At 64.3% G+C, this 22,888-nt stretch carries 23 protein-coding genes and 1 tRNA gene; 13 read left to right on the top strand and 11 right to left on the bottom strand.

The features are described from left to right. The first annotated feature begins 190 nt into the window (after positions 1 to 190). The 9 genes from ffh to MXAZACID_RS10625 all read left to right on the top strand — a co-directional run bounded on the left by ffh (position 191) and on the right by MXAZACID_RS10625 (position 7,114). Entirely contained in the window at positions 191 to 1,564 is a 1,374-nt protein-coding gene (ffh, locus tag MXAZACID_RS10665) for a signal recognition particle protein (RefSeq protein ID WP_008494348.1), read from the top strand. Positions 1,565 to 1,591: 27 nt separating this feature from the next. After that, a complete protein-coding gene (gene rpsP / locus MXAZACID_RS10660; RefSeq protein ID WP_008494347.1) occupies positions 1,592 to 1,939 on the top strand; it encodes a 30S ribosomal protein S16 in 348 nt (115 codons plus the stop codon). 29 nt (positions 1,940 to 1,968) lie between these two features. Continuing rightward, positions 1,969 to 2,508: a ribosome maturation factor RimM gene (gene rimM / locus MXAZACID_RS10655; protein ID WP_008494346.1), complete on the top strand. Its 540-nt coding sequence runs from the start codon at positions 1,969 to 1,971 to the stop codon at positions 2,506 to 2,508. Beyond that, positions 2,505 to 3,206: a tRNA (guanosine(37)-N1)-methyltransferase TrmD gene (gene trmD / locus MXAZACID_RS10650; protein WP_008494345.1), complete on the top strand. Its 702-nt coding sequence runs from the start codon at positions 2,505 to 2,507 to the stop codon at positions 3,204 to 3,206. The genes rimM and trmD overlap by 4 nt, the downstream gene beginning before the upstream one ends. A gap of 27 nt (positions 3,207 to 3,233) precedes the next feature. After that, the gene (gene rplS / locus MXAZACID_RS10645; protein WP_008494344.1) at positions 3,234 to 3,620 is read left to right on the top strand and encodes a 50S ribosomal protein L19; all 387 of its coding nucleotides are present in this window, start codon (positions 3,234 to 3,236) and stop codon (positions 3,618 to 3,620) included. A gap of 236 nt (positions 3,621 to 3,856) precedes the next feature. Then, positions 3,857 to 5,260 (top strand): 3-isopropylmalate dehydratase large subunit, encoded by a 1,404-nt coding sequence (gene leuC, locus MXAZACID_RS10640; protein ID WP_008494343.1) that lies wholly within the window; start codon positions 3,857 to 3,859, stop codon positions 5,258 to 5,260. After that, positions 5,260 to 5,874, top strand: a complete 615-nt coding sequence (gene leuD, locus MXAZACID_RS10635; protein WP_008494342.1) for a 3-isopropylmalate dehydratase small subunit — start codon at positions 5,260 to 5,262, stop codon at positions 5,872 to 5,874. Before leuC ends, leuD begins: the two co-directional genes overlap by 1 nt. A 2-nt stretch (positions 5,875 to 5,876) precedes the next feature. Further along, positions 5,877 to 6,983 carry a 3-isopropylmalate dehydrogenase gene (leuB, locus tag MXAZACID_RS10630; RefSeq protein ID WP_008494341.1) on the top strand — a complete coding sequence of 369 codons (1,107 nt, stop codon included), beginning with the start codon at positions 5,877 to 5,879 and terminating at the stop codon, positions 6,981 to 6,983. A 54-nt stretch (positions 6,984 to 7,037) separates the two neighbouring features. Further along, positions 7,038 to 7,114: transfer RNA gene (locus MXAZACID_RS10625), tRNA-Arg, on the top strand. Between the two features lie 155 nt (positions 7,115 to 7,269). Here the strand turns inward: MXAZACID_RS10625 and bla are convergent. Next, complete coding sequence (bla, locus tag MXAZACID_RS10620) at positions 7,270 to 8,109, bottom strand: class A beta-lactamase (RefSeq protein ID WP_008494339.1); 840 nt, start codon at positions 8,107 to 8,109, stop codon at positions 7,270 to 7,272. A 94-nt stretch (positions 8,110 to 8,203) separates the two neighbouring features. Further along, positions 8,204 to 8,470 (bottom strand): helix-turn-helix domain-containing protein, encoded by a 267-nt coding sequence (locus MXAZACID_RS10615; RefSeq protein WP_008494338.1) that lies wholly within the window; start codon positions 8,468 to 8,470, stop codon positions 8,204 to 8,206. An 81-nt stretch (positions 8,471 to 8,551) separates the two neighbouring features. Here MXAZACID_RS10615 and MXAZACID_RS10610 point away from each other — a divergent pair, with 81 nt between their 5' ends. The 3 genes from MXAZACID_RS10610 (at position 8,552) to MXAZACID_RS10600 (ending at position 10,428) form a co-directional block, all read left to right on the top strand. Further along, positions 8,552 to 8,800, top strand: coding sequence for a hypothetical protein (locus MXAZACID_RS10610; RefSeq protein ID WP_008494337.1), 249 nt, complete (start codon positions 8,552 to 8,554; stop codon positions 8,798 to 8,800). A gap of 135 nt (positions 8,801 to 8,935) precedes the next feature. After that, positions 8,936 to 9,787: an HAD family hydrolase gene (locus MXAZACID_RS10605; protein ID WP_039885185.1), complete on the top strand. Its 852-nt coding sequence runs from the start codon at positions 8,936 to 8,938 to the stop codon at positions 9,785 to 9,787. Next, positions 9,787 to 10,428, top strand: coding sequence for a hypothetical protein (locus tag MXAZACID_RS10600; protein WP_008494335.1), 642 nt, complete (start codon positions 9,787 to 9,789; stop codon positions 10,426 to 10,428). Before MXAZACID_RS10605 ends, MXAZACID_RS10600 begins: the two co-directional genes overlap by 1 nt. On the opposite strand, the gene MXAZACID_RS10595 is transcribed toward MXAZACID_RS10600, so the two are convergent. From MXAZACID_RS10595 to MXAZACID_RS19775, 9 genes are all read right to left on the bottom strand, one after another. Then, complete coding sequence (locus MXAZACID_RS10595) at positions 10,425 to 10,688, bottom strand: hypothetical protein (protein ID WP_008494334.1); 264 nt, start codon at positions 10,686 to 10,688, stop codon at positions 10,425 to 10,427. The genes MXAZACID_RS10600 and MXAZACID_RS10595 overlap by 4 nt on opposite strands. A gap of 95 nt (positions 10,689 to 10,783) precedes the next feature. Beyond that, positions 10,784 to 12,004 (bottom strand): site-specific integrase, encoded by a 1,221-nt coding sequence (locus tag MXAZACID_RS10590; protein WP_008494333.1) that lies wholly within the window; start codon positions 12,002 to 12,004, stop codon positions 10,784 to 10,786. A 99-nt stretch (positions 12,005 to 12,103) separates the two neighbouring features. Then, complete coding sequence (locus MXAZACID_RS10585) at positions 12,104 to 12,370, bottom strand: AlpA family transcriptional regulator (protein ID WP_240376617.1); 267 nt, start codon at positions 12,368 to 12,370, stop codon at positions 12,104 to 12,106. A gap of 252 nt (positions 12,371 to 12,622) precedes the next feature. After that, the gene (locus tag MXAZACID_RS17835; RefSeq protein WP_008494329.1) at positions 12,623 to 13,249 is read right to left on the bottom strand and encodes a hypothetical protein; all 627 of its coding nucleotides are present in this window, start codon (positions 13,247 to 13,249) and stop codon (positions 12,623 to 12,625) included. Continuing rightward, entirely contained in the window at positions 13,246 to 13,641 is a 396-nt protein-coding gene (locus tag MXAZACID_RS10580; protein WP_008494328.1) for a hypothetical protein, read from the bottom strand. The genes MXAZACID_RS17835 and MXAZACID_RS10580 overlap by 4 nt, the downstream gene beginning before the upstream one ends. 151 nt (positions 13,642 to 13,792) lie before the next feature. Beyond that, positions 13,793 to 14,479 carry a hypothetical protein gene (locus MXAZACID_RS10575; protein WP_240376615.1) on the bottom strand — a complete coding sequence of 229 codons (687 nt, stop codon included), beginning with the start codon at positions 14,477 to 14,479 and terminating at the stop codon, positions 13,793 to 13,795. An 11-nt stretch (positions 14,480 to 14,490) separates the two neighbouring features. Continuing rightward, a complete protein-coding gene (locus MXAZACID_RS10570; RefSeq protein ID WP_240376613.1) occupies positions 14,491 to 14,760 on the bottom strand; it encodes a hypothetical protein in 270 nt (89 codons plus the stop codon). 397 nt (positions 14,761 to 15,157) lie between these two features. Then, positions 15,158 to 18,610 carry a bifunctional DNA primase/polymerase gene (locus tag MXAZACID_RS17830; RefSeq protein ID WP_008494325.1) on the bottom strand — a complete coding sequence of 1,151 codons (3,453 nt, stop codon included), beginning with the start codon at positions 18,608 to 18,610 and terminating at the stop codon, positions 15,158 to 15,160. A 187-nt stretch (positions 18,611 to 18,797) separates the two neighbouring features. Beyond that, the gene (locus MXAZACID_RS19775) at positions 18,798 to 18,977 is read right to left on the bottom strand and encodes a hypothetical protein (protein ID WP_205619792.1); all 180 of its coding nucleotides are present in this window, start codon (positions 18,975 to 18,977) and stop codon (positions 18,798 to 18,800) included. A gap of 312 nt (positions 18,978 to 19,289) precedes the next feature. Here MXAZACID_RS19775 and MXAZACID_RS10560 point away from each other — a divergent pair. Beyond that, positions 19,290 to 22,888 (top strand): NACHT domain-containing NTPase (locus MXAZACID_RS10560; RefSeq protein WP_008494324.1); only part of this gene is annotated, 3,599 nt, incomplete at its 3' end.

Raw genomic sequence — 22,888 nt, 5'->3', positions numbered from 1 at the left:
TAGCGTGGTTTTTCCGCCCCCCATCGCCGCCCAGGCTTGACTCTGGGGCTTGAGGGGCGCACAGGCTCGGCCCTGGAAAAAACCGTCGTGCTGCGAGTGTTCGCACCACGGCGCGTTTTGCGTTGCGTGGGCTGGCGGCATCTGATGTGCCCGAGCCCGGCGGGGCGCGCAAGGAGTGGAGTTTGACCTGATGTTCGACAATCTGTCGGGCAAGTTCAGTGATATTTTCGACAGGCTCCGCCGTCGCGGGGCGCTGTCGGAATCTGACGTCACCGAGGCGCTGCGCGAAATCCGTCTGGCGCTGCTGGATGCGGACGTGGCGCTGCCGGTGGTCAAGGATTTCGTGGCCAAGGTGCGCGAGCAGGCGGTGGGCGCGGAAGTGCTGCGCTCGGTCACGCCGGGGCAGATGGTCGTCAAGATCGTCAATGACGCGCTGATCGAGGCGCTGGGCGGGCTGCCCGCCCCGCTGAACCTGCTGGCCCCCGCCCCGCTGCCGATCCTGATGGTGGGTCTGCAGGGCTCCGGCAAGACCACCACCTCCGGCAAGATCGCGCTCCGCCTGCGCACCCGCGAGCGCAAGAAGGTACTGCTGGCCAGCCTGGATACGCAGCGCCCGGCCGCGCAATTGCAGCTGGAACAGCTCGCCCAGCGGGCCGAGGTGACCAGCCTGCCGATCATCGCCGGGCAGACGCCGTTGCAGATCGCCAACCGCGCCATGGATACGGCACGGCGCGAATCCTACGATGTGGTGATCCTGGATACGGCCGGGCGCCTGTCCATCGACCTGGCGTTGATGGAGGAGGTGAAGGCGATCCGCGCTGCGGTGAACCCGGTGGAGACGCTGCTGGTCGTGGACGCGATGACCGGCCAGGACGCGGTGACCACCGCGACCGCCTTCAACGAAGCGGTGAGCATTACCGGCATCGTGATGACGCGGCTGGATGGCGATGCGCGCGGCGGTGCGGCGCTGTCCATGCGCGCGGTCACCGGCGCGCCGATCAAGCTGATCGGCCAGGGCGAGAAGCTGGATGCGCTGGATGAATTCAACCCGGAGCGGATCGCCGGGCGGATTCTCGGCATGGGCGATATTGTCGGGCTGGTCGAGAAGGCCGCCGAGACGATCGACAAGGCCGAGGCCGAGAAGCTCGCCAAGCGGATGGCGAAGGGCAAGTTCGATCTGGACGATTATGCCTCGCAGCTGAAGCAGATTTCCAAGATGGGCTCGATGTCCGGGATTCTTGGGCTGCTGCCCGGCATGGGCAAAATGAAGCAACAGATCGCCGATGCGAATCTCGACCAGACGGTGTTCAAGCGCCACCTCGCCATCATCGGCTCGATGACGGCGGCCGAGCGCCGGGCGCCGGATATCATGAAGGCCAGCCGCAAGAAGCGCGTGGCGGCCGGCTCCGGCACCTCGGTGCAGGAGGTGAACAAGCTGCTGAAGCAGTTCGACGATATGTCGACCATGATGAAGCGGATGAACAAGATGGGTGGGCCTGAGGCGATGATGCGCCAGATGCAGGCCGCCATGGGCGGCGCCAAGGGCGGCCGCAAACCCTTTTAACGTTTACGATGAAACCAAGGAGTCTCTATGTCTGTTAAAATCCGCCTCTCCCGCGCCGGCGCCAAGAAGCGCCCGTTCTACCATATCGTGATCGCCGATGCGAACGCGCCGCGCGACGGCAAGTTCATCGAGCGCGTCGGCACCTACAACCCGATGCTGCCGGCCGAGCATGCCGAGCGCGTGCTGCTGAAGACCGAGCGCCTGCAGTACTGGCTCTCCAATGGCGCCCAGGCGACCGACCGCGTCGCCCGCTTCCTGGCCAAGGCCGAGCTGATCAAGGCCCCTGTTTATGCCGAGCAGCCGAAGCAGTCCGCGCCGAAGAAGAAGGCCCAGGAGCGCGCCGCCGCCAAGGCCAAGGCCGAAGCCGCCGCTTGAGCTTTTGAGGGCATAGACAGAGGCATAGTGTGGAAGACCGGCTGATCCTGATGGGCGTGATTGGCAAGCCGCATGGCGTGCGCGGGCAAGTGCGCGTGCACGCTTACGGGGAGGAGCCCGATCTCCTCAGCCAGCATGTGCTTGTCGACGCCAAGGGCCGGCATTTCGCGCTCGACTGGGCGCATGACAATGTCGCCTGGATCAGCACGGTCGAAGGTTCCACCCGCACCCGCATCACCGACCGTGACATTGCCGCGCGCCTGACCAATGTCGAGCTGTTCCTGCCCCGCTCCGTTTTGCCGGAGACCGAGGAGGAGGAGTTCTACCTGGCCGATCTGATCGGGCTCAATGCCCAGGATGAGCAAGGCCAGGTGCTGGGCAAGATCGGCAATGTGCTGGATTACGGTGCCGGTGCGAGCCTGGAGCTGACCCCCGGCGGATTGCTGATCCCCTTCACCCGGGCCTGCGTGCCGGTGGTGAAGCTGGCCGATGGCTATGTGGTGGTGAACCCGCCGCTAGAGATCGAGGCCAAGGACGACACGGCCAACACCGAGGAGCCCAGCCTATGAACTGGCGCGCCGATGTGCTGACCCTGTTTCCCGCCATGTTCCCCGGCACGCTGGGCGAGTCCCTCGCCGGGCGGGCGCTGGAAGCCGGCACCTGGAGCCTGCAGGCCACGGATATCCGTGAATTCGGGCTGGGCCGCCACCGTGCGGTGGACGACACACCCTTCGGCGGCGGTGCCGGCATGGTGCTGCGCCCGGATGTGGTGGATGCCGCCATCTCCAGCGTCGCGGATGACCGCCCGCTGATCTTCTTCACCCCGCGCGGCGCGCCTCTCACCCAGGCGAAGGTGCGCGAGCTGGCGGACGGACCGGGTGTGATCCTGGTCTGCGGCCGGTTCGAGGGGATCGACCAGCGCGTGATCGAGGCACGCGGGGGCGAGGAGATCAGCATCGGAGACTATGTGCTCTCCGGGGGCGAGCTGCCGGCTCTGGTGTTGCTGGATGCGGTAGTCCGCCTGCTGCCCGGCGTCATGGGCCATGCGGAAAGCGGCACGGAGGAGAGTTTTTCTCAGAAGCTGCTGGAATACCCGCATTTCACCCGCCCCGCCGAATGGGACGGCCGCGCGGTGCCAGAGGTGCTCACCTCCGGCAACCATGCCGCCATCGCCAGCTGGCGGCAGGACCAGGCCATCGCCATCACCAAAACCCGCCGACCCGACCTCTATGCCCAATTTGTTGCAACCGGTGCGCCAGCACCCTAAACACCCGTTTCGAGAAGGACCTAACCCATGAACATCATCCAGACCCTCGAGGCTGAGCAGATCGCGAAGCTGACCGAGACCAAGACCATCCCGGCCTTCGCCCCCGGCGACACGCTGCGCGTGAACGTGACCGTGAAGGAAGGCGAGCGCTCCCGTATCCAGGCCTTCGAAGGCCTGTGCATCGCCCGCTCCAACCGTGGCCTGAACTCCTCCTTCACCGTCCGTAAGATCTCCTACGGCGAAGGCGTGGAGCGCGTGTTCCCGCTCTATGCCCCGATCATCGCGGAGATCAACGTGATCCGCCGCGGCGACGTACGCCGCGCCAAGCTCTACTACCTGCGCGGCCGCCGCGGTAAGTCCGCTCGCATCGCCGAGAAGGCCCGCGAGGTCACCACGACCGAGGCCGCTCAGTAAGGAAGACCGCAGGGGGTTTCACCCCCTGCACCCCCACCAAGGGCCGGAAGGCCCTTGGAACCCACCCGGGTCTGGGAAAGGGAGGGCCGATCCACCATCTAGCGTGGAGAGGGCTTTTGCCGGCCCTCCCTTTCCCAGACCCGAATTTATGGGATCAAAGGGCCTCTCGGCCCTTTGCGGGGGTCCAGGGGGCAGCTGCCCCCTGGGCTTTCTTACTTTGAGGAGGCCTGAAGACGATGCCGCGGACGTTGTTTGACAAGATTTGGGATGCCCATGTGGTGGATCGGCTGGAGGACGGCACGTGCGTTCTCTATATCGACCGCCATCTCGTTCATGAGGTAACCAGCCCGCAGGCATTTGAGGGGCTTCGCATGGCGGGCCGCAAGGTTCGCCGGGTGGAGAACACCATCGCCGTCGTCGACCATAACGTGCCGACGAGTGCTGAGCGTCTGACCGAAGTGAACGAGCCCGAGAGCGCGCTGCAGATTGCGACGCTGGAGCAGAACGTCAAGGATTTCGGGGTGACGTACTTCCCGATGTCGGACGTGCGGCAGGGCATTGTGCATGTGATCGGGCCGGAGCAGGGCATTTCGCTGCCGGGCATGACGATTGTGTGCGGCGACAGCCACACCTCCACCCATGGCGCGATGGGCGCGCTGGCCTTTGGCATCGGCACCTCGGAGGTGGAGCATGTGCTCGCCACCCAGACGCTGCTGCAGAAGCCGGCGAAGAACATGCTGATCCGCGTGGATGGCAAGCTGCCGGAGGGCTGCTCGGGCAAGGACATCATGCTGGCGGTGATCGGCAAGATCGGCACCGGCGGCGGCACCGGCTATGTGATGGAGTTCGCGGGTGAGGCCATCCGCGCGCTAGACATGGCGGGGCGTTTGTCCATGTGCAACATGTCCATCGAGGGCGGCGCGCGCGCCGGGCTGGTGGCGCCGGATGAGGTGACCTTTGAATATATCAAGGGCCGGCCGTTCGCGCCGAAGGGGGCGGATTTCGACGCCGCCGTGGCCTATTGGAAGACCCTGCCGAGCGATGAGGGCGCGCATTACGACAAGATCGTCGAGCTGCGGGCCGAAGATATCATTCCGCAGGTCACCTGGGGCACCAGCCCGGAGACCGTCATTCCCGTCACCGGCAGCGTGCCGAACCCGGCGGATGAGCCGGACGCGGCCAAGCGCGCCCAGATGGAGCGGATGCTGAGCTATATGGGGCTAGAGGCCGGGCAGAAGATCGAAGGCACCAAAATTGACGTGGTGTTCATCGGCTCCTGCACCAATTCGCGCATCGAGGATCTGCGCTCGGCCGCCCATGTGGCCAAGGGCCGGCATGTGGCGCCGGGCGTGCGGGTGCTGGTGGTGCCGGGCTCCGGCCTGGTGAAGCAGCAGGCTGAGGAAGAAGGTCTGGCGAGGATCTTCACCGAGGCCGGGTTTGAGTGGCGCGAGGCCGGGTGCTCGATGTGCCTGGGCATGAACCCGGACAAGCTGACGCCAGGCCAGCGCTGCGCCTCCACCTCCAACCGTAATTTCGAGGGCCGCCAGGGGCCGGGCGGGCGCACCCACCTGCTCTCCCCGGCCATGGCCGCCGCCGCCGCCGTGACCGGCGTGATCACCGATGTCCGGGAGCTGATCTGATGGATAAGTTCACCACCCTCACCGCGATCGCCGCGCCGCTGAACATCGATAATATCGATACCGACAAGATCATCCCGGCGCGGTTTTTGAAGACCATCAAACGCACCGGGCTTGGCAAGAGCGTGTTCGCTGACATGCGCTATAATGCCGACGGCTCGGACAAGGCCGATTTCGTGCTCAACCAGGAGCCTTATCGCAAGGCGCAGATCCTGGTGGCGGGCGATAATTTCGGCTGCGGCTCCTCGCGCGAGCATGCCCCCTGGGCGCTGCTGGATTTCGGCATTCGCTGCATCATCGCGCCCAGCTTCGCGGATATCTTCTTCAATAACAGCTTCAAGAACGGCATCCTGCCGATCGCGCTGCCGGAAGAGATCTGCGCGAAGCTGCGCGAGGACGCGGCGATGGGCGGCAATGCCCGTCTGACCGTGGACCTTGAGCGGCAAATGGTGGTGCGCCCGAATGGCGAGGAGATCCCCTTCCAGGTGGACCCGTTCCGCAAACATTGCCTGCTTGGCGGGCTCGACGATATCGGGCTGACGCTGGAACACGCGGCCGCGATCGATTCCTATGAGTCGAAAATCCCGGCCTGGACGCCGAAAATTCAGGGAGCGTAATCATGGTTGCCAATAAGAGTGTGCTGCTGATGCCGGGCGACGGCATCGGCCCCGAAGTGATGGCCCAGGCCAAACGCGTGCTGGGCTGGCTGCAGGAGAGCAAGCGCGCCAGCTTCGCCATCACCGAGGAGCTGGTGGGTGGCGCCTCCATCGACGCGCATGGCGTGCCGCTGACCGATGCCGCGCTGGCCGCGGCCAAGGGCGTGGATGCGGTGCTGTTCGGCTCCGTCGGCGGCCCGAAATGGGACAAGGTGCCATTTGACATCCGCCCTGAGGCCGGGCTGTTGAAGCTGCGCGCCGAGCTGCAGGTGTTTGCCAATCTGCGCCCGGCGAAAGTGTTCGACGCGCTGGTGGATGCCTCCTCGCTCAAACCAGATCTGGTGCGCGGGCTGGATATCATGATCGTGCGTGAAGCCACGGGCGGGGTGTATTTCGGCGAGCCGCGCGGCATTGAGACGCTGCCGGACGGCACCCAGCGCGGCATCAATACCGAGGTGTACACCACAGGCGAGATCCAGCGTGTCGGCCGGGTGGCCTTTGAGCTGGCCCGCAAGCGGCAGAATCGCGTGTGCAGCGTGGAGAAGGCCAATGTGATGGAATCCGGCCTGCTCTGGCGCCAGGTGATGACCAAGCTGCAGCAGGACGAATTCCCGGATGTGGCGCTGAGCCACATGTATGCCGATAATTGCGCGATGCAGTTGGCGAAGAACCCGAAGCAGTTCGATGTCATCGTCACCGGCAATCTGTTCGGGGATCTGCTGTCTGACCTCGCGGCGATGCTCACCGGCTCGCTGGGGCTGCTGCCCTCCGCGACTCTGGGCGCCAAGGACGCCACCGGCCGCCTGCCGGGCTTCTACGAGCCGATCCACGGCTCCGCCCCGGACATTGCCGGTCAGGCCAAGGCGAACCCTCTGGCGCAGGTGCTGAGCCTGGCGATGATGCTGCGCTACTCTTTCGACATGGACGAGGATGCCGCCGCCATTGAGGCCGCGGTGGAGCGCGTTCTGGCCAAGGCCGGCCGCACGCCTGACATCGCCGCTCCCGGCCGCGCCGTCCTTTCCACAGCGGAAATGGGGGATGCGCTGCTCGCAGAGCTGCAGGCGATTTAATTTTAAGGTGGGGGTTGCCTGCGCAAGACGCTTCGGTTACACCCCGCCCACCGCGCGCTCGTAGCTCAGCTGGATAGAGCATCAGACTACGAATCTGAGGGTCAGGAGTTCGAATCTCTTCGGGCGCGCCAACTAATTCCTTGAAAATAAAGCGAAAGCGGGTCGGTCCTGGCGCACCGGCCCGCTGGCGTTTTGGCGCCGCCCACCACTATCCCCTCAACGGTCGCGGAACGCCGCAGTTCGCCCGGTGGGAAGCTGCGGCGGCGCCGGCATGCGCGCCGGAGCGTCAGGCCAATTCCGCCCCGACCATCCGACCCACGCCGGCGAGGATGGGCGGCAGGATTTCCGGCTTCGGGTGTCCGCCCTGGGTGTAGGCGCAGATGACGATCGGCCTGTCCGGGGCTGGCCACGCCACCGCGATGTCGCCCAGCGCGTCCTTGCCGTTGTTGCCCGTCTTGTCCGCCACCTCCCAGCCCTTGGGCAGGCCGGCGCGCAGCAGCGCCCCGCCGGTCTGGCAGTTCAGCATCCAGCCTGTGAGCCGCGCGCGCGAGGTCGGGGAGAGCGCATCGCCCAGCAGGAAGCGCTGGAGGTCTCCCGCCATGGCGGCGGGCGTGGTCGTGTCCCGCGGGTCGCCCGGCGGCGAGAAATTCAGGCGCGGCTCGGTGTGGTCGAGGCGCGTCACTTCATCGCCCTCTCCCCGCCAGAAGCGGGTCAGCGCGGCCGGGCCGCCAACGCTCATCAGGAGCAGATCCGCGCAGGTATTATCGCTGACCTCGATGGCGGCCTGGCACATGGCCTCGACCGTCATGCCGCCCTCGGCAAGATGAAGCCGCGCAACCGGCGCGTAGTTGGAGATCTGCGCCACGCCGTAGTGGACGAAGCGGCCGAGCTGCTCATCGCCCTTGTCCACGCGCGAAAGCACGCAGGCCACCAGCGACATCTTGAAGGTGCTGCACATCACGAAGCGCTCGTCAGCCCGCCAGGACAATGTCCGCCCGGTGGCGAGGTTGCGGGCGTGGACGCCGATGCGCCCGCCGGTCTTGCGTTCGCTCTCCGCCAGGAAACTGGTCGCCTCATCCGCCTGGGCGGATGAGGCATAGAGCGCGGGCAGAGCCGCGAGGAGCATACGGCGAGGCATCTTCATGCCGAGATGCCTTCCAGTCCGGCGCACCGCTTGGCCGACGGCTTGCAGCGAACACCGCCGCTCGGTTCAAATGTCATTACGCTCTCTTCCTCTTCCGCCCCGCCGGCAGCGAGGGCGGCGCCCCGCCACCCGGGCCGGGGTCGGCGAACAGCGCCGCGATCTCCACCCCCAGCGCCGCCGCGATCTTCTCCAGCACCGTCAAAGTCGGGTTCTCAAGGCGCCGCTCGATCCGGCTCATGTAGGTCCGGTCCACGCCGGCGTCGACCGCGAACGCCTCCTGCGACACCCCGCGCTCGACGCGAAGCCGCCTGATGTTCACCGCCACTCTCTCCCGCGCGTCCATGGTCGGGCGACCACATATTGCGAAGGCCTATTATTCCACGCATAATGGACCCATGATTGTGAAGATCGGGACAGGTTCGGGGTGGGCGCGCGGGTGCCGCGGGCCGGCGTGATCCCGCCGGCGGCCCTGCTGGTCGGGATCACCTGCCTCGGGGTGATGATGGCCCTGATGCCGGCCAACAGGCTGCTCACCCTGCTGGGCCTGCGGCGCTGGCGGCTGGCCGCGCTGTTCATCCCCCTGGCCGGGCCGTTCGTCTTCATGTGGCTGGTGGCGTTCCCGGGCAGGGCTGCATGTGCGCCTGCGGAAGCCGTGCCGCGGGAGCCGGGCTGAGGTCTCAACCACCACGTTGAATTACCTCATCCAATTATGACCAATCGACGAGGTGATTGTCGGAACGATTAGCCTCAGCTAGTGATTGCACATAGATACCCACGTCCTCCAAAGCTGTAGTGGATACCAAAATTGGTGCAAAAGCGCGTACTCATCACCGACGTCGACAATACCTTGCTGGACTGGCAGGACCTTTGGTATCAGACCTTTTCGGCAATGATTGCGAAAGTGATCGAGATATCTGGTGTCGACCCTGAAATGCTCTATGCGCAGTGCAGTGTCATTCACCAAAAGTATGGCACTAGCGAGTACTCGCGGTTACTTGGCGAATTGCCCTGCTTGCGAGAATTGTACGGCAGCAACGTTCTAGCTGTCATGGCACCTGCTATTGACGCGTTTCGTGAAGCTCGGCGGCGCGCTTTACAACTCTACCCAACCGTTGAGGATACACTAAAAATCTTAAAGACTTCGGGCGTACCTATTGTCGCTTTCACGGAGTCCAAAGCTTTCTACACCAACTACCGCTTCCGCAAGCTAGGCCTAGATGGTCTGGTTGACTATCTATACTCTCCGGAAGATCACAGCATGCCAGAGGACACTTCTGACACTAGGTATTATGAACCCGAAAGCTACACATTTAAGCACACGATCCATCGCTACACTCCCGAAGGAGAGCTGAAGCCGAATCCTGACATTTTACTCCAGATTATTTCTGACTTGTCTGTGTCCATCGACGAAGTTGTGTATGTCGGAGACAATATTCTCAAGGACGTTCTCATGGCTCAACAGGCTGGCGTGGCTGATGTCCACGCGCGCTATGGCGCAAGCCAACACAAACCCGAATACGAATTGCTGCGGAAGGTCACGCATTGGACCCCTGAAATGGTCGAGCGTGAACGCAATGCCTTGAAACTTGGGGAGGTGGTGCCGACCCATGTTCTAGATAAGAACTTTGCACAAATTCTTAAACTATTTGAAGCACCCTGATGGCCGATTCCGATACACCATCGCCGCTAGCAGCGGGCCAAATTGAAATCTGGAAAAAGATCGTCGACGTACAGCAGCACTTCAACGACCTTGAACTGCGTATCCGCAACTTCGCCCTGATTATCACGGGCGCTTTCCTTGGCATGGGGGGATATGCGATTACAAATGGCGGCATCATCAAGATCTTCGGGATCGGAATATCTATTGCCGGACTTGTTGTCTTTTCTGCCATCCTCCCGCTACTCGCATTCTATTTCATGGACAGACTATGGTACCATCGCTTATTGCAAGGCTCGGTTCAGGCCGGCATTGACGCAGAAACTGCTCTTAAAGACCTTGGCTATAAAGTGGATCTCGGGTCAGAAATCTCGGCCAAGAGTCCATTCAAGCTATGGGTGTTCAAGGCCAAAATCCGTTCTGGACGCAAGATGGACATTTTCTACTGCACATTAATTATTGCGTTGCTAGTCGTCGCTTGCGTCGTCGGCTTTGGGCTTCGTCCTCAACTAAAATCAATGGTAGAACCAACGATCAAGGCTGCTAGTAGTGGTGCACCGGCTTTCTCTCCAGCCAGTGGCATGGGTACCTCATCACCCTGCTCAACCAAAGCGAATACGATAAAGCCCAAAGTTACTAGCTAGGTCACGCCCGAAGGCCCGCCAGACAACCATGCCCACATGGCGCAGACGCCGGCGACGGTGAGGACGAGGTCGAGCTGGGGCGCCAGGCGCAGTTCGACCTCGGCGCCCAGCAACGCCATCACCACCGGCAGGGTGAGGATGGTCTTCGCCGCGACCGGCAGGCGGTTCCAGAGGCCGCGCTTTCTGGCCTCCGGAGCTGGGGGCTGCCCACGGTGGGGCGCAATCTCGGCGGTGGAGAGCTGGTTCTTCTCGTTCTGCATGGTGGTTCCTTTCGAGTTTCTGATTCGGCGATGGAAGGGGAAGGCGCTTCGGCGCCTTCCCCTTCCTCGTTTCGGTTCTGGCCCGCCCGTTTGGGTCAGGCAGCATCCCGCACGTCTTTCTCCACCGTTGCTGCCCGCTTTGCCTCGGGCAGTAGGTTCCATGCCCGCAGGGCGGTGGTTGCGGTGTCGATCAGGCGCTGCGGGGCGTGGTGGGCGTAGCGCTGGGTCGTGCTGAGCTGGCTGTGGCCCAGCACCGTGCCGATCTCGTTCAGCGGCGTGCCGGAATTGGCCAGGGCACTGGCGAAGCTGTGCCGCAGATCGTGGATGCGCAGATCCTCCGGCAGCCCCGCCGCCACCCTGGCCCGCCGCCACGCGCCGCGCACGCCCTCCACCGGCTGCCCGGCCCGGCGGGCGCTGGGGAACACGTGTGGGTTCTCCGGGTGGATGGCCCGCTTGGCGAGCTGGCGCTGGAGGATGGCCACGGCGACCGGCGAGAGCGGGATGTGCCTCGTGCGGCCCGATTTCGAGCGCGGCACGGTGAGGATGCAGCGCTCGAGGTCGACGTTCTCCCAGGTGGCGTTCAGCACCTCGCCCCGGCGCGCGCCCGTGACGATCAGCAGGGCCAGCACCGCCGCCGCCGTCTCGTCCTTGTCCGCGTCGAGGGCCTTGACCAGCGCCCGGGTCTCGCCTGGGCTCAGGTACTTGTCGCGGTGCTGCTCTCGCAACATCCCCGGCGAGGCGGCCGGGTTCTTGCCCTCGTACAGCTGCCACCGGAGCGCCGAGTTGAACAGGGCGCGGACGCATGCCAAATGCCGATTCACCGTGCCCGCGGCAAGACCTTCCGCGACGAGCTTGCGCCGCAGCTCGACGACGTCCGCCTGCGTCACCTCGTCCAGCGCCTTCTTGCCCAGGGCGGGCAGGATGCGCTTGCGCAGGTAGGCCTCGGTGTTGTGCGCCGAGCGCTGGTGCTCCCGCGCGTGCGGCAGGTATCTGTCGCGGACGAACTCGTCGACCGTTGGCACGGCCCTGAGCTTTGCCTTCTCCGCCGCCGGATCGCCGCCCAAGGAGACCTCGACCTTCAACTGCTCGGCGCGCTTGCGGGCTTGGTCCACGGTGACGTCGCCAAGGCGGCCTAGCCGGACCTCGTGCTGGCGGCCGCGCGCGTCCTTGTACCGGAAGTAGAACGTCACGGTGCTTCTGCGCTGCTCGGCGATGAAGCCGACCAGCCTATTGTCGAAGACGCGGTGCTTGGCCGTGCCCTTGGGCAGCGGCGGCAGCTTTTGCACGGAGCTGCGCGTGATGGTGACGGCGGGCATGGTGGTCCTTCCATTTCTGGGCGTGGGGGTCATGGGGAGCGCCCGCGCGCTGGGGCTTCACGCCCCCGGTCGCGGGCCTCTTGCCGGGAGGGCGCACGGCTATGCCCGCGCCGTGCTCTGGCAGCGCCGGGCCTTGATGAAAGCCTCCAGATCGTCCTGGCGGTATCGGATGTACCGGCCCGAGAGCTTGATGAAGGCCGGCCCGGTGCCGGCGCCGCGCCAGCGCTCCAAGGTCTCCGACGAAACGCCGAGCAGCTCACCCGCCTGGCGGGCGGTGAGCAGCTTCGTCGGCGGCGCCGGCTCGGCGTTCTCGGCGGCGGTGATCGTGCTGGTCGCGCTGTCACCGGTCTCGGCAGCGGTAGTCATGTGCTTGGCCATGTCGAATTGTCTCCATATCTGGCGCCGGGGCGTGCTTGCCCCGGCTCGTCCATGGAGGTGTTCGACCGCCCAACTTTGCCGCCTAAGGCCATCGCCGGTCCGCGTTGGCCGGCGACGAAGATGGCAGAGCCGCGCTTGCAGGTTCAAAACCCGCGAGGCGCGTTGGCAACCAATCCGTACACCCGGCCTTGCTGCCTGTCCCGGCCCTATTCGGCCATGCCTTCTTCGCTGGCCCCGGCCCTACCCGGCCGCACCGGCTTCACCCGCCGCCACGCGCGCGAGCCGCACGCGCCTGATCTCGGCCGCCAGGGCCTCGCGCACGGCGTTGCGGCAGGTCCAAAGCCGGGAGATGTACGGCGCCCGCTCCGCCCATTCCCGCAGCGCCTCGTCGACGACGATGATGAGCTGCTCTGGCACGATGCCCTCATCGCGGCTTTCCGGGTCGGGGCAGAGGACGAGGTCCAGCTCGCCGCTTCGCGCCTCCGTCCAGCCATAGGGCGAGGGCAGAACGCCGGGCGCGAAGCTGACGCCGCCGCCCAGGGGGTCGCCTGGCGGCAGCAGCCGGATCGCCTTGCCCAGCGCCTCCAGCACGGCGAGGGCGCCGCCCTCCGGCGCCCGCGCCTGCTCCAGGGTCATGCGTGCCCGCGCGATGCAGAGCAACTGGCGCAGCGTCCAGCCCACCGAGGCGGAGGCGACGGTGCCGTAGCGAACTGGAACGCCCACACCGTCCGCGCCGGTGTCGAGCACGACGGTCCAGAAGCGCTGCTCCCAGTAGGGCAGCACGTCGGTGCCGAGGAAGTACAGGAAGCGCTTGCCGTCGGCCGTGCGGCGCTCCGCGAGAATCTCGTCGTCGGAGAAATCGATCATCGGCCTGCATTCCCTTCCAGGCTTGGCGTATTTGACGCCGTACTGGCGGAGGAGACCGTTTCGGTTCCATCCATCTCGGCCAGATCAGACATACTGGCGCTGTCCACCTCGAACACCAGCCAGAGGTCATCACTTTCAACGGACACAGCCACACCCTCGGGAATCTTGAAGGCGTTGATCTCCTCTTCGTTGGGATCGTCGTTGAGGCGGAACAGGTCGGCCGGCTCGCGCACCGCGATGCCGAGCGTGGCAAAATACCTGACGATGCTGAGCGGGTCCTCGCCGGTGCGCACGGCCTCGTCGAATTTGATCCGCCGCACCTCTGGCAGCTTCTCGATGCTGGAGTAGCGCCGCAGCAGCTCTTCCAGCGTGTGGGTCTCATGTTGGTCCATGTGATGGGGCTCCAGACGCAGGAAGCCCGCCTTTGCGGACGGGGCTTCCTGCTGGTTCGGGGTGGATGGATCTCCCGGGCCGGCAACGGCCTGGGCGAGAGCATCACATGCGGTTGAGTGGTTGGGCGTTGGCGCCGATGCGCCGTCCGGTTCAGCCCGGGCCCGGCTCGGCGTCGCAATCAGCCAAATGCGCCGCCCAGCGCGCACTGGCCCGCTCCGCCTCCAAGGCCAGCGCCACGCGCACCGCGCGCCGCGCCTGCCAGCAGGTCCTCCTCCACGGCGTGACCGGCAACCAACTGCTCAGCGCCAGTTCGATCAGGAGCAAAAGTTGCTCAGGCGAAACGCCGCGCTGCCGCGCCTCGGCGTCAGGGCACATCTGGATGGAGAACCGCCCAGCCCTGGCCAGGCTCCATGGAAACGGCGAGGCCGGGCTGCCCGGCGGCGCCGGCTCGAAGGAGACCGGCGGCACCGCCCAGCCATCCTGCGGCTCGCGGTGCATGGCGGCGGCGCGGTCGAGATGGCGGACGATCTCGGCCACAACCGCTTCGCCGGAATGCGCCTGCTCCGCCTCGAACCGGGCCAGCGCCACGGCCAAGAGCTGGCCGATGCTCCAACCATCGTACGGGCCAAGTTTGGCGAGGCGAACGAACGCACCGCCGTCTGAGGTCTCGACCGCCGCGCCCCAAAGGCGCAGCGGCCGGCCCGGGATCAGGTCGGTGGTGAGGAGCGCGACGTTGCGTCCGGCGCTGGTCGTGCGCCACGCGACATTGTCGCGCCCGCTTCCGCCCTTGGCGGTGGACGCGGGCCTGGCGGGTGCGGTTTGGGTGCTGGATTCCATGGCCGCCTCCTTCATTTGGTGAAGACCGCCCATTGCCCGTCCGGAACGAGATAGACGGCGATGCCCTCCTCGACGCGGAAGGCTTCGAGTTCCTCCTCGTCGGGATCGGCGCAGGCGGCGAAGAGATCTTCGAGATTCTCGACCTTCCTGTCCAGATCGCGGAAGTATTCAATCAAGCGCAACGGATCGTCACCGCGCGCCAGGGCGTCGGCCAGGCGCAAATGCGGCACGTGCCGGGGCAAATCGTGGCCCTCGGCGTGCTGGCGGATCAGTTCGTCCAAGGTTCGGAGCTGGGCTGGGATTTGGGTCATGTCGATGGTCTCCAAGGCGCGGGACGGCCAGCCCTCAAAGGCTGGCCATCCCGTGCCGACCGGGGTTGCTGGGCCCGCACCGCGCGGGCGAAACCATGACATGCGCCCGGGGTGGAGGGGAGCAGCGGTACCACCCCAGTTCCACAGCGTTTCCACCCAGCCAGAGCATCTGGCTGGACCCCTCTGGGGCTCAGGGTGGAAAGGTGGAAACTGATCGACGAAAAAGACGACAGCGAAGAGTTGGAGACGCAGCGAAAAACGGTCTCGCCAGGCCACCGAAAAAATCCAGCACCGTTTTTCCATCCAATCTTTCCACCTTTCCACCCACCACGCCGCGCCGCCCGCCGCAGGGCGGGCAGCCACTGGCCTAGATGTCCTCCGCCGCCTCCGCGAGGTGGCGGAAGCTGTATTCGGCGGTGTTCTTCCGGGACTGAACCTGGATGGTGAAACGCTCGCGCAGTGCCTCCAGGGAATGCGCCAGGGCGTGGCAGAAGCTCCGCTCCCCCATGCCCTCCGGCATCGGCCGCCTGTGCCGTTCGCCGGCCTCGCAGAGCTCCCGGTACAGCGCCGCCGCCCTGATCCACCGGCCGGCGTTGGCGGGCGTTCTGAGCCATATCTCCAGCAGGGCGGCGATGGGGTCGCCCTCAGCGGCGAAGCCCACCTGGGCGCGCTGGAGCCGCCGGAACGCCTCCTGCACCTCATCCTCCTCGCCTCGGTACCGGGCGACCCGCACCGCGAAGGCGTAGAAGTCCGCCATGCGAACATCGCCGGAGATATCGTCATCGCCGTGATCGCGCATCGCGCGCGTCACCTCGGCCAGATCGTGCAGCAGGTTGGTCATCAGCACCGCCCGCTCCTCGACCGTCCGGCGGTCCAGCTCAGACAGCCCCCGGAAACTCTCCAGGCGCCTGGTGCGCAGCAGCAGCAGGCGCTCGGCCACGTCATCGCGCTTGAAATGAGGCGTCCTCGAGGTGAGGATCACCCAGGCGATCGATTTGATCGAGGCCATCGTGTTCGTCGTGTAGAGCACCCGCTTCTTGACCCTGCCGCCGGTGGCCACGGTGGCGAGCTTGTCCGCCAGCCACTTGCGATCGGTGTCGGCATTGTCCGCCACGAGAAGGGCGGTAGCCGAGATCGCGGCGTCAAAATCTTTCACGTCATCGGTCATCGACGCGACATCGAAGTTGCGGCCAAAGAACATCGTGCCAATCCGCTTCGCCGCCGCCGTCTTGGCGGAGCCCTTTTCGCCAACAAGGGCGAGGATCGGCTTGGTCGGCATCAATTCGGGGAAGAACCGCGCCCAAATCCAATAACGGAGCAGCGCGAGCCCCTGCGCGGGGGTCATGAGCCCGGGCTCAAGGCTCAGGCCGTTCTCCAACATGCGCTGGATCGGATCGCGCCCGCGCTCATCCCGCATGTCCGGGTCGAAATCATCTACCATGTAGAACGGTTCCGCCTCGGGCTCTTGCAGGAAGAGGACGCCGTCCGCGCCATTCTCCACGGCCTCAATGCCGGCGGGCGTGATCTTGTAGATGAGCCCCGCCTGGTTGAAGACGTAGCAGGCATTGCGGCGCTGGCTGTAGTGCGCGAGGTGCCTCACCTCGGTCGGCGTGCCCCGGGTCGTGGCTTCGATCAAAAGATGCGGTGCCAGATAGCTGAAGAGCGTCTCTGAACGGTTGACGCCAAATTCGGCGAGCAGCCTCACCAGCGCCTGGTTTTCGCCGTCAAGCGGGATGAGCCGGCGCTCGGCAAGGTCGAAGTAGTACCCAACGTCCTGCTCATGGTAGAATTTGCCTCTGCTTCTCAGCTTCTCCGTGAGAAACTCGGCCGCGGCCTGATCGCGGCGGTGGGGACGCAGCTTCCCCCGGTTGTCACGGATGTCGTTCATCTCTTCGAGGAAGGTGACGCGAGGGCTGGCCGATGCATCGAACAGCTGCGCCAGATGGGCCTCCGTCCAGCCGGCGGCAACCGTGGGAATGGCGCCGCCATCGCCGCCGCCATTCGCCAGGCCGCCGCCTTCAATCGGGCGGCGATCATGCGCGAAGACCGCCACCCGCGCGGCGCCGGCACGGCGTATCTGGTCGGCCGCCTCCTTCACGAAGGCGCGCCCCTCATCCGTATCGTCGGACCAGAGCAAAACCTGGCGCCCGCCGAGCGCCGCCCATTCCGCGCCCCGAATGCCGAAGGTGCCGAAGAGCGGGCAAGTGACCGCCCAGCCGGGGAAATCCGCCGCTGCCTGATCCGCGGAAGGTTCATCCCTGACGACCAGCACCGGCGCGGCCGGTTCCGCGGCAAGCTCGGGCAGGCGATAGAGGACATGCCGCTTCCCCGGCCCCTTCCAAAGCCAGCGCCGGGTTTCCTCCTCATCGCCCCAGAGCGTAAGCGGCCGCGTGGTCAGCTTGCCCTGATCCCAGAACGAGCAAACGTGCCAAAGGGCCTCGCCGGTGCTATTCCTGTAGGTGTGAACCGACGCCGCGGCGCCAAGCTTGGGATGGTCCGTGTCGGGGTCAGGCGCATCTGCCGGAATCGGGATCAGCGGCTGATCCGGCTTGGCGGGGGCAGGCTCATAGCACGCGGCGCTTTGAGCGATCCGCGCAATCTCCTCCTCGCCGAGCGGCGGTTCGCATCTGGCCGCGTTGATCTCCAGCAACTGGGCAAGAATCTCGTCGGCTTCCTCGCCCTTGCTCCGCATGCCGCAGCCAATCCGAAAGAGGGTATCGTTGCGCCCACCCTCCGAAATCGACTCGCCGGCCTTTGCGGGGGCCGCCGCCATTTTGGCTTGACCCGCACGCCCCTTGGCGCTTGCCAGCGCACACAGCCAATCGGGCGCCGGCAAGACGGCATCCCGGGAAAAGCCATCCACCCAGGAATAGCTGCCGCCAGAGGCGTGAATGCTCGGCGCGGCCACGATGTAGCCGCCGTCGCCCCGCAGATCGAGGCCGGGAAGGCCGTCAAGCTTCGTGCAGTTGCCGATCCTAGCCTCAGGGCACCGGAAGAAAAGGTGCCGCCCGCCACCGCCGGAATTCGCCGAGAGGGTGGTGGGCAAAGCGGTATGCCGCTTGCAGAGTTCCTCGAGGCTCTCACCGCCGCCGTGGCGCGGATCGATGTCGAGCACCATCAGGCCCGAGAGCACCCCGGTGGCAATACCGACATTGGCGTCTGGCCAGCGCCCGAACCAGCGGGCAATGACCGCGGAATCCGACGACGCATCCTTCACGCCATTCTTCGTTCGCGGATGCTTGCCGGGGGTCGGGCAGGCGGCGCGCTTTTCGCAAGTGCAATTCCCGCCGGCCACGCTGTGCAGGGGGATCACCGGCCAACCCAGGGCGGCGTATTCCAGGGCCGTCGCCTCGCACCTCGCGCGCGGCCTGGTGGATTGTACCGCCGGCGTCGCATCCCCTTCGCCGGCGGAGCCATCGCTGCCGCCAAGGAAAGATTCCAACCGCTCCAGCCAGCCGGGGTTGGCAAGCAGCCTGTCGCGCGCCGCCGCGACAATCGCGCCGATGGCGTTGGGCTGGCCCGGCTGCCAGGTTTGGCTCACCCAGTCCAAAGGCGGCAGGCACAGCTTGGCGGCACCATCCATGAAGGCGGCGTCTCCGCCTTCCAGGCGGCGGCGCAAATCATCCAGCGCCCGCTCGGCCGCCTCGCCGAGCGCCGTGGAAACCTTCGCCGGCGGCCTTTCGCCGCCCTCTCCGCCGGAAACTTCGGCGGGGTGAGCCGCGGCCGCTCCCGCGCCGCTGGCCATTTCGGAAACATCAGGGGTGCGCGAGGCCTGGCCGATGGAATCGGCCGCGCCCGCGCGTGTTTGATCGTTGGACATAGTTCGCCCTTCACCAGGAAATAGGAAAAATGCCGCCGGCGGTCCCCGCCGGCGTCCAAGCCATGCGATCGGCAATGAGCCGATTCGATGCTTTCATGCGGAATGTCATTGGTGGGGCTGTCCCGACCAACTCGTTCGCGCACGCCCAAAAGAGAGACGCTGGCGATTATCGACAGCGTCTGCTCGATCACCGAACCCAGTCTTCAGACCAAGTGGCGATCTCCCGGCCAGCGTCCTTGGCGTGAGGTAATCCAAGCCGATTCGCCTGCTGGTTCGTCAACCAGATCCTCAGGCTCAAAAAAAGCACCACGGCTTGCATGGGATTGCTCCCAGGGGTGCGATGGCGCGGATAATCCTTCTGGATCAAGGAGGCAAGTCCTCCGTGCAAAAAATTCCGTCTCAAAAATGAGCCCAGTACATGACGCGGAAATCGCCCAGCCTAGAGCCGTGGCAGCACGAAAAAGGGGAAGGCGCTTCCGCGCCTTCCCCAACCAATCTCAGCCTCTAACCTGAAGAACGCGTCTAACCTGAAGCACACGTCGCCGCGCGAACCAGTATGCTGGCGGCATCAACCGGTCCAGAGACAACACCAGTCCCTCGGTATTGAAAGCAGTCCAAGCCGAATGATGCGGCGCCGAAGTCTCTGCCCTGCTGGCGGAAACGGGTGCTATGGTGAGGTATGGACGATATCGGCAATCCGCTCCCCCTTCGCGCTAACCGTTCCGGCGGCAGTGCAACCGCAAGCGGCACCAACTTCCATGCAGCTCTGTGTGCAATCGCGATGGTGCACATTGCTCGCGGTACCGCGCTCGGCTGGTTACCTGACCTAGTCGAGGACCGCGCAGTTGAACTTGAGGCTGAAACCGGCGGTCCAGGCGACGACATGGCCCTATCGCTCGTTAATGGGCAACGTATTGAGGTCCAGGCGAAACGCGGTTTGCGCGCCGGCACCGAACTCTGGGACACCCTACTCGCGCTTGCCCGTGGTATCTCTGCCGGTGCGATAGATTTTGGGTTGCTTGCCGTTTCGGCTGACTCGAGCCGCTCGATCACGCACCTCCTCGCTCGCGATCTCACGCGGCTGGGCGATGGCCGCCGCGACGACCTAAGCAAGCTCGGTAAAGAATTTGTCTGTCGTCTCGAGGGAATAGGGCTGTCGATCGAAGCAAGTTGCGCTAAGCTCCGAATCAAGAGCTTCGCTGTGACGCCAGAGAATTCGGCGTCGGTCGACGCAATGCGGGCGGAGCTCTCGTGCTTGCTAGCCAATGCTGGGGCTACAACAGCAGCTCAAGCGGTGCTGCTTGCGGACGCAGCCCAACTGATCGCAATGCGCGGAAGGCGTACCGCTGTGTCGATTGCGCGCTCGCTCACCGCAGGAAGTATCGTGCTGCGTGAGGGCGCAGACGCCGGGACGGCAGGAATCGTTGCTAGGCTCGCACGCTGGACCCTGCAGGCACGTGCGAGCTACGGGATCGTTGGTATGGCCAAGCAGTTGTCGATCGGGTCGGCCTGGCTTGAGCAGCATGCGCGGGTCGTCCACCCTGCCGAACCTCATCGCGATCTTGCATCTGCGCTCGCGGCCTATCAGAAGCTCGAAGGAATGCCGGAGGTGGGTGCCAAACGCACCATCGATGCCAAGGGCATCGCCCGCTTCATCCGACATGCGATCGTGATCGGTGGCCCTGGCATGGGCAAGAGCACGCTCGCTCAGAAGCTCGCGTACGAATATGCGCTGGATGGGTATCCCGTGCTCATGGTCAAGCTGAAACTGTTGGTCGAGCGCATCCGCCGACAGGGTGCGGGTTTCGAAGAGGCAATCTTTGCGCTCGGCCTCGACCGCAGCGGCATCGGGACAGAGGCGGCACGGCGCGCAGGCATTACCAACTGGGTACTGCTGTGCGACGGCCTCGATGAATGTGGAGTGCATCAGCGCAGCATCACTGACCAACTCGCCGAATTTGCACTTGGCCACCCGCAGTACCGAATCGTCGTCACGACCCGGCCGATTGGATATGTGCCGGGCCGACTTGCTGAATGGCGTCATTATGAGCTCGTGCCCTTCGGTGAGGAAGACCGGCGCCCAAACGTACCCAGGCTTCTGGAAGTGCTCGGCGTTAATGAGGAAAATGTGAAAACCGTCGAGGCATTGATCGAACGTGCAAGCAAGAGCGAGATGATCGGAACCTTGCTTAAGACCCCTCTCATGTTGACGCTCGCCGTTGTCGTCGCGATTCGATGCGGTGCGATTGGACCGACACGCTGTGAACTCTACAATCAAGTGCTTGGACTTATCCGCGAGGCAACAGGAGAGCGGAACGAAATTGTTGCGATACCCGTGAGCGTGCTCGATAGGTTCATTGAACTGATCGCACTGGAAGCACTCATTCGCCCAACAGCGACTGCCGAGAATACGCTCAACCGTACGTCCGGGCAGCTAGCCCAGGCGCTCGGCACTCCCCCTCTCGCCGCAAGGGGAACTGCCGATACCGTACTTGCTTATTGGGTTGGGACAGGGTTGGTCGAGCATGTCCAGCACGATGGAATCCAAGCGCTTTCATTTGTGCATCGGAGCTTCGCCGAATTCTTGGCCGCGCGCCACGTTGCAGGGCTTACTGAGCCAGCGCGATCAGAGGCGCTTAGGGAGATCGGGCAACTTCCTGGATGCGACCAATTCGTCGAGTTCGCCGGCTCACTCGGGCTTGCAGACGCTGTGCTCACAGCGCGCGGCCGCAACTATGATGACCCCGAGCAGATCATGCGTGCGCTTCGCATCGCGCGAGTCAGTGAACATCCACCTACTCCCGAGACTATCCAGCCCTGGCTCGAAGCGGTGTTCAAGGCTGCAGCGACGGTCTCCGCCTTCACGATTTTTGAGATGGGGGCAGATCTCTTGGCTCTCTGCCCGCGTTATCCTGGCACCATTGCAATATTGTCACGGTCAGCCTGTGGCGGAGAACGTCCCGCGATTCGGCTGCTTGGTTGGGCATGCAGACTGAATTGTGGTCCGAGTTGGTGCACGGATACAGAAGCCTTACGGGCGCTTCGCGACGCAGCGATTATCCTGCCGTCTGATCCAAGGGAGAGCTCGCTTCGTAGATTGCCGCTTCCCAGACACGACACTGCGCTCTCTCTCGGCTTCGGTATCGCTCTTACCCGACGCTTCGCGACAGTTCGAGATCCAGATCTTGATCAGTTGCTATTGTCGATGTTTGATCATGGCGACTTTTCAATTATGAGCTCGGTGATGGAGATTTCCCATGTCCTCGAGTTGCTGGGCAGACAGGACCTCGGCGAACAGGCACGGGTCCGCTGGGTCGGGGGCACAACGATACCCGAGTTAAATCTTGATCTCCCTCAGTATCTTGAGGCAGTGCGTAGATTTGAAATTCGCACGTTTGAAGCACTAGCTGGAATGCGCCTTGAGGAGATGCCCGAGTTGCCTGACGACGGGCGCCCACTCATTGCACTCAGCGGTTTCCTCTCTATGGTCAAGATGGGAGATATGGTGATTTCAGATGTATGGCACTGGCGGGGCGAGCAGAATCGCTTGCTCGAATGGGCGGTGCTTGGTGCAATCGCGAAGATTTCCGATATTGAGCTCGAGCTCTTAACCAAAGACGCGATCCTTGCGGCACGTGCGGCGCATGCGCCGTCCAACGATGAGGGGAGTGTGATCTGGGGGCGACCGCTCAAAATGGACATATGCGAACCGGATTGGACAAAGGCAAGGCAACTCCAACTTGATCCTGCGCAACTCCAACTGGCGATCCGTCATGGTTCCTCGTGGTTCGCTGACGTGGCGGTCAATCTCCTTGATCATACGCTCGACCACGATCGTCGCGAAAATGTCGTCGAGACCTTGCTCACGATTCAAGATGATGACGCTGTTTTAGCAGGTGTAAGACTCGCAATTGGGCTTCCTGTGCGCCGTGCGAGAGCACTTTTGCTCGCGCATTTGCGTGGTCGACCAGTCGAGACCTTCCGCCATATCTTTGCCGGCCTGAAGCACCTTCCACTCGAGCCCGATCAACAGCTACTCGAGGTAATTGAGGCGGTTCTTCTTAGTGAGCAGGGTGATGCAGCAAAGGCCGCTGCGATTCTGCTTGCCGGCCTGCCTCCTACGCCCGAAATCCTGTCGCTCGCGCATACTGCCTTTGAGGCTTGGCGCAATAGGCAGCCGCGCGTCAAACGGGAAGGCATAGTACCAGCATCGCCCCTTGAACCGCTGCTACGATTCTTGCTGGACCACAATCCACCTGGCGACGCCGAACTACTAGC

The sequence above is a fragment of the Acidocella sp. MX-AZ02 genome (assembly GCF_000306035.1).
GTDB classification, from domain to species: Bacteria; Pseudomonadota; Alphaproteobacteria; order Acetobacterales; family Acetobacteraceae; genus Acidocella; species Acidocella facilis.
Note: the sequence above shows the minus strand (reverse complement) of the source record. Positions and strands in the feature narration are given on the sequence as shown.

What these genes read in the sequence shown, in the direction of transcription:
- ffh (WP_008494348.1), top strand. Translation starts at nt 191, where the DNA reads ATGTTCGACAATCTGTCGGGCAAGTTCAGTGATATTTTCGACAGGCTC.
- rpsP (WP_008494347.1), top strand. Translation starts at nt 1,592, where the DNA reads ATGTCTGTTAAAATCCGCCTCTCCCGCGCCGGCGCCAAGAAGCGCCCG.
- trmD (WP_008494345.1), top strand. Translation starts at nt 2,505, where the DNA reads ATGAACTGGCGCGCCGATGTGCTGACCCTGTTTCCCGCCATGTTCCCC.
- rplS (WP_008494344.1), top strand. Translation starts at nt 3,234, where the DNA reads ATGAACATCATCCAGACCCTCGAGGCTGAGCAGATCGCGAAGCTGACC.
- leuC (WP_008494343.1), top strand. Translation starts at nt 3,857, where the DNA reads ATGCCGCGGACGTTGTTTGACAAGATTTGGGATGCCCATGTGGTGGAT.
- leuD (WP_008494342.1), top strand. Translation starts at nt 5,260, where the DNA reads ATGGATAAGTTCACCACCCTCACCGCGATCGCCGCGCCGCTGAACATC.
- leuB (WP_008494341.1), top strand. Translation starts at nt 5,877, where the DNA reads ATGGTTGCCAATAAGAGTGTGCTGCTGATGCCGGGCGACGGCATCGGC.
- bla (WP_008494339.1), bottom strand. Translation starts at nt 8,109, where the DNA reads ATGCTCCTCGCGGCTCTGCCCGCGCTCTATGCCTCATCCGCCCAGGCG.
- MXAZACID_RS10615 (WP_008494338.1), bottom strand. Translation starts at nt 8,470, where the DNA reads ATGGACGCGCGGGAGAGAGTGGCGGTGAACATCAGGCGGCTTCGCGTC.
- MXAZACID_RS10600 (WP_008494335.1), top strand. Translation starts at nt 9,787, where the DNA reads ATGGCCGATTCCGATACACCATCGCCGCTAGCAGCGGGCCAAATTGAA.
- MXAZACID_RS10595 (WP_008494334.1), bottom strand. Translation starts at nt 10,688, where the DNA reads ATGCAGAACGAGAAGAACCAGCTCTCCACCGCCGAGATTGCGCCCCAC.
- MXAZACID_RS10590 (WP_008494333.1), bottom strand. Translation starts at nt 12,004, where the DNA reads ATGCCCGCCGTCACCATCACGCGCAGCTCCGTGCAAAAGCTGCCGCCG.
- MXAZACID_RS10585 (WP_240376617.1), bottom strand. Translation starts at nt 12,370, where the DNA reads ATGACTACCGCTGCCGAGACCGGTGACAGCGCGACCAGCACGATCACC.
- MXAZACID_RS17835 (WP_008494329.1), bottom strand. Translation starts at nt 13,249, where the DNA reads ATGATCGATTTCTCCGACGACGAGATTCTCGCGGAGCGCCGCACGGCC.
- MXAZACID_RS10580 (WP_008494328.1), bottom strand. Translation starts at nt 13,641, where the DNA reads ATGGACCAACATGAGACCCACACGCTGGAAGAGCTGCTGCGGCGCTAC.
- MXAZACID_RS10575 (WP_240376615.1), bottom strand. Translation starts at nt 14,479, where the DNA reads ATGGAATCCAGCACCCAAACCGCACCCGCCAGGCCCGCGTCCACCGCC.
- MXAZACID_RS17830 (WP_008494325.1), bottom strand. Translation starts at nt 18,610, where the DNA reads ATGTCCAACGATCAAACACGCGCGGGCGCGGCCGATTCCATCGGCCAG.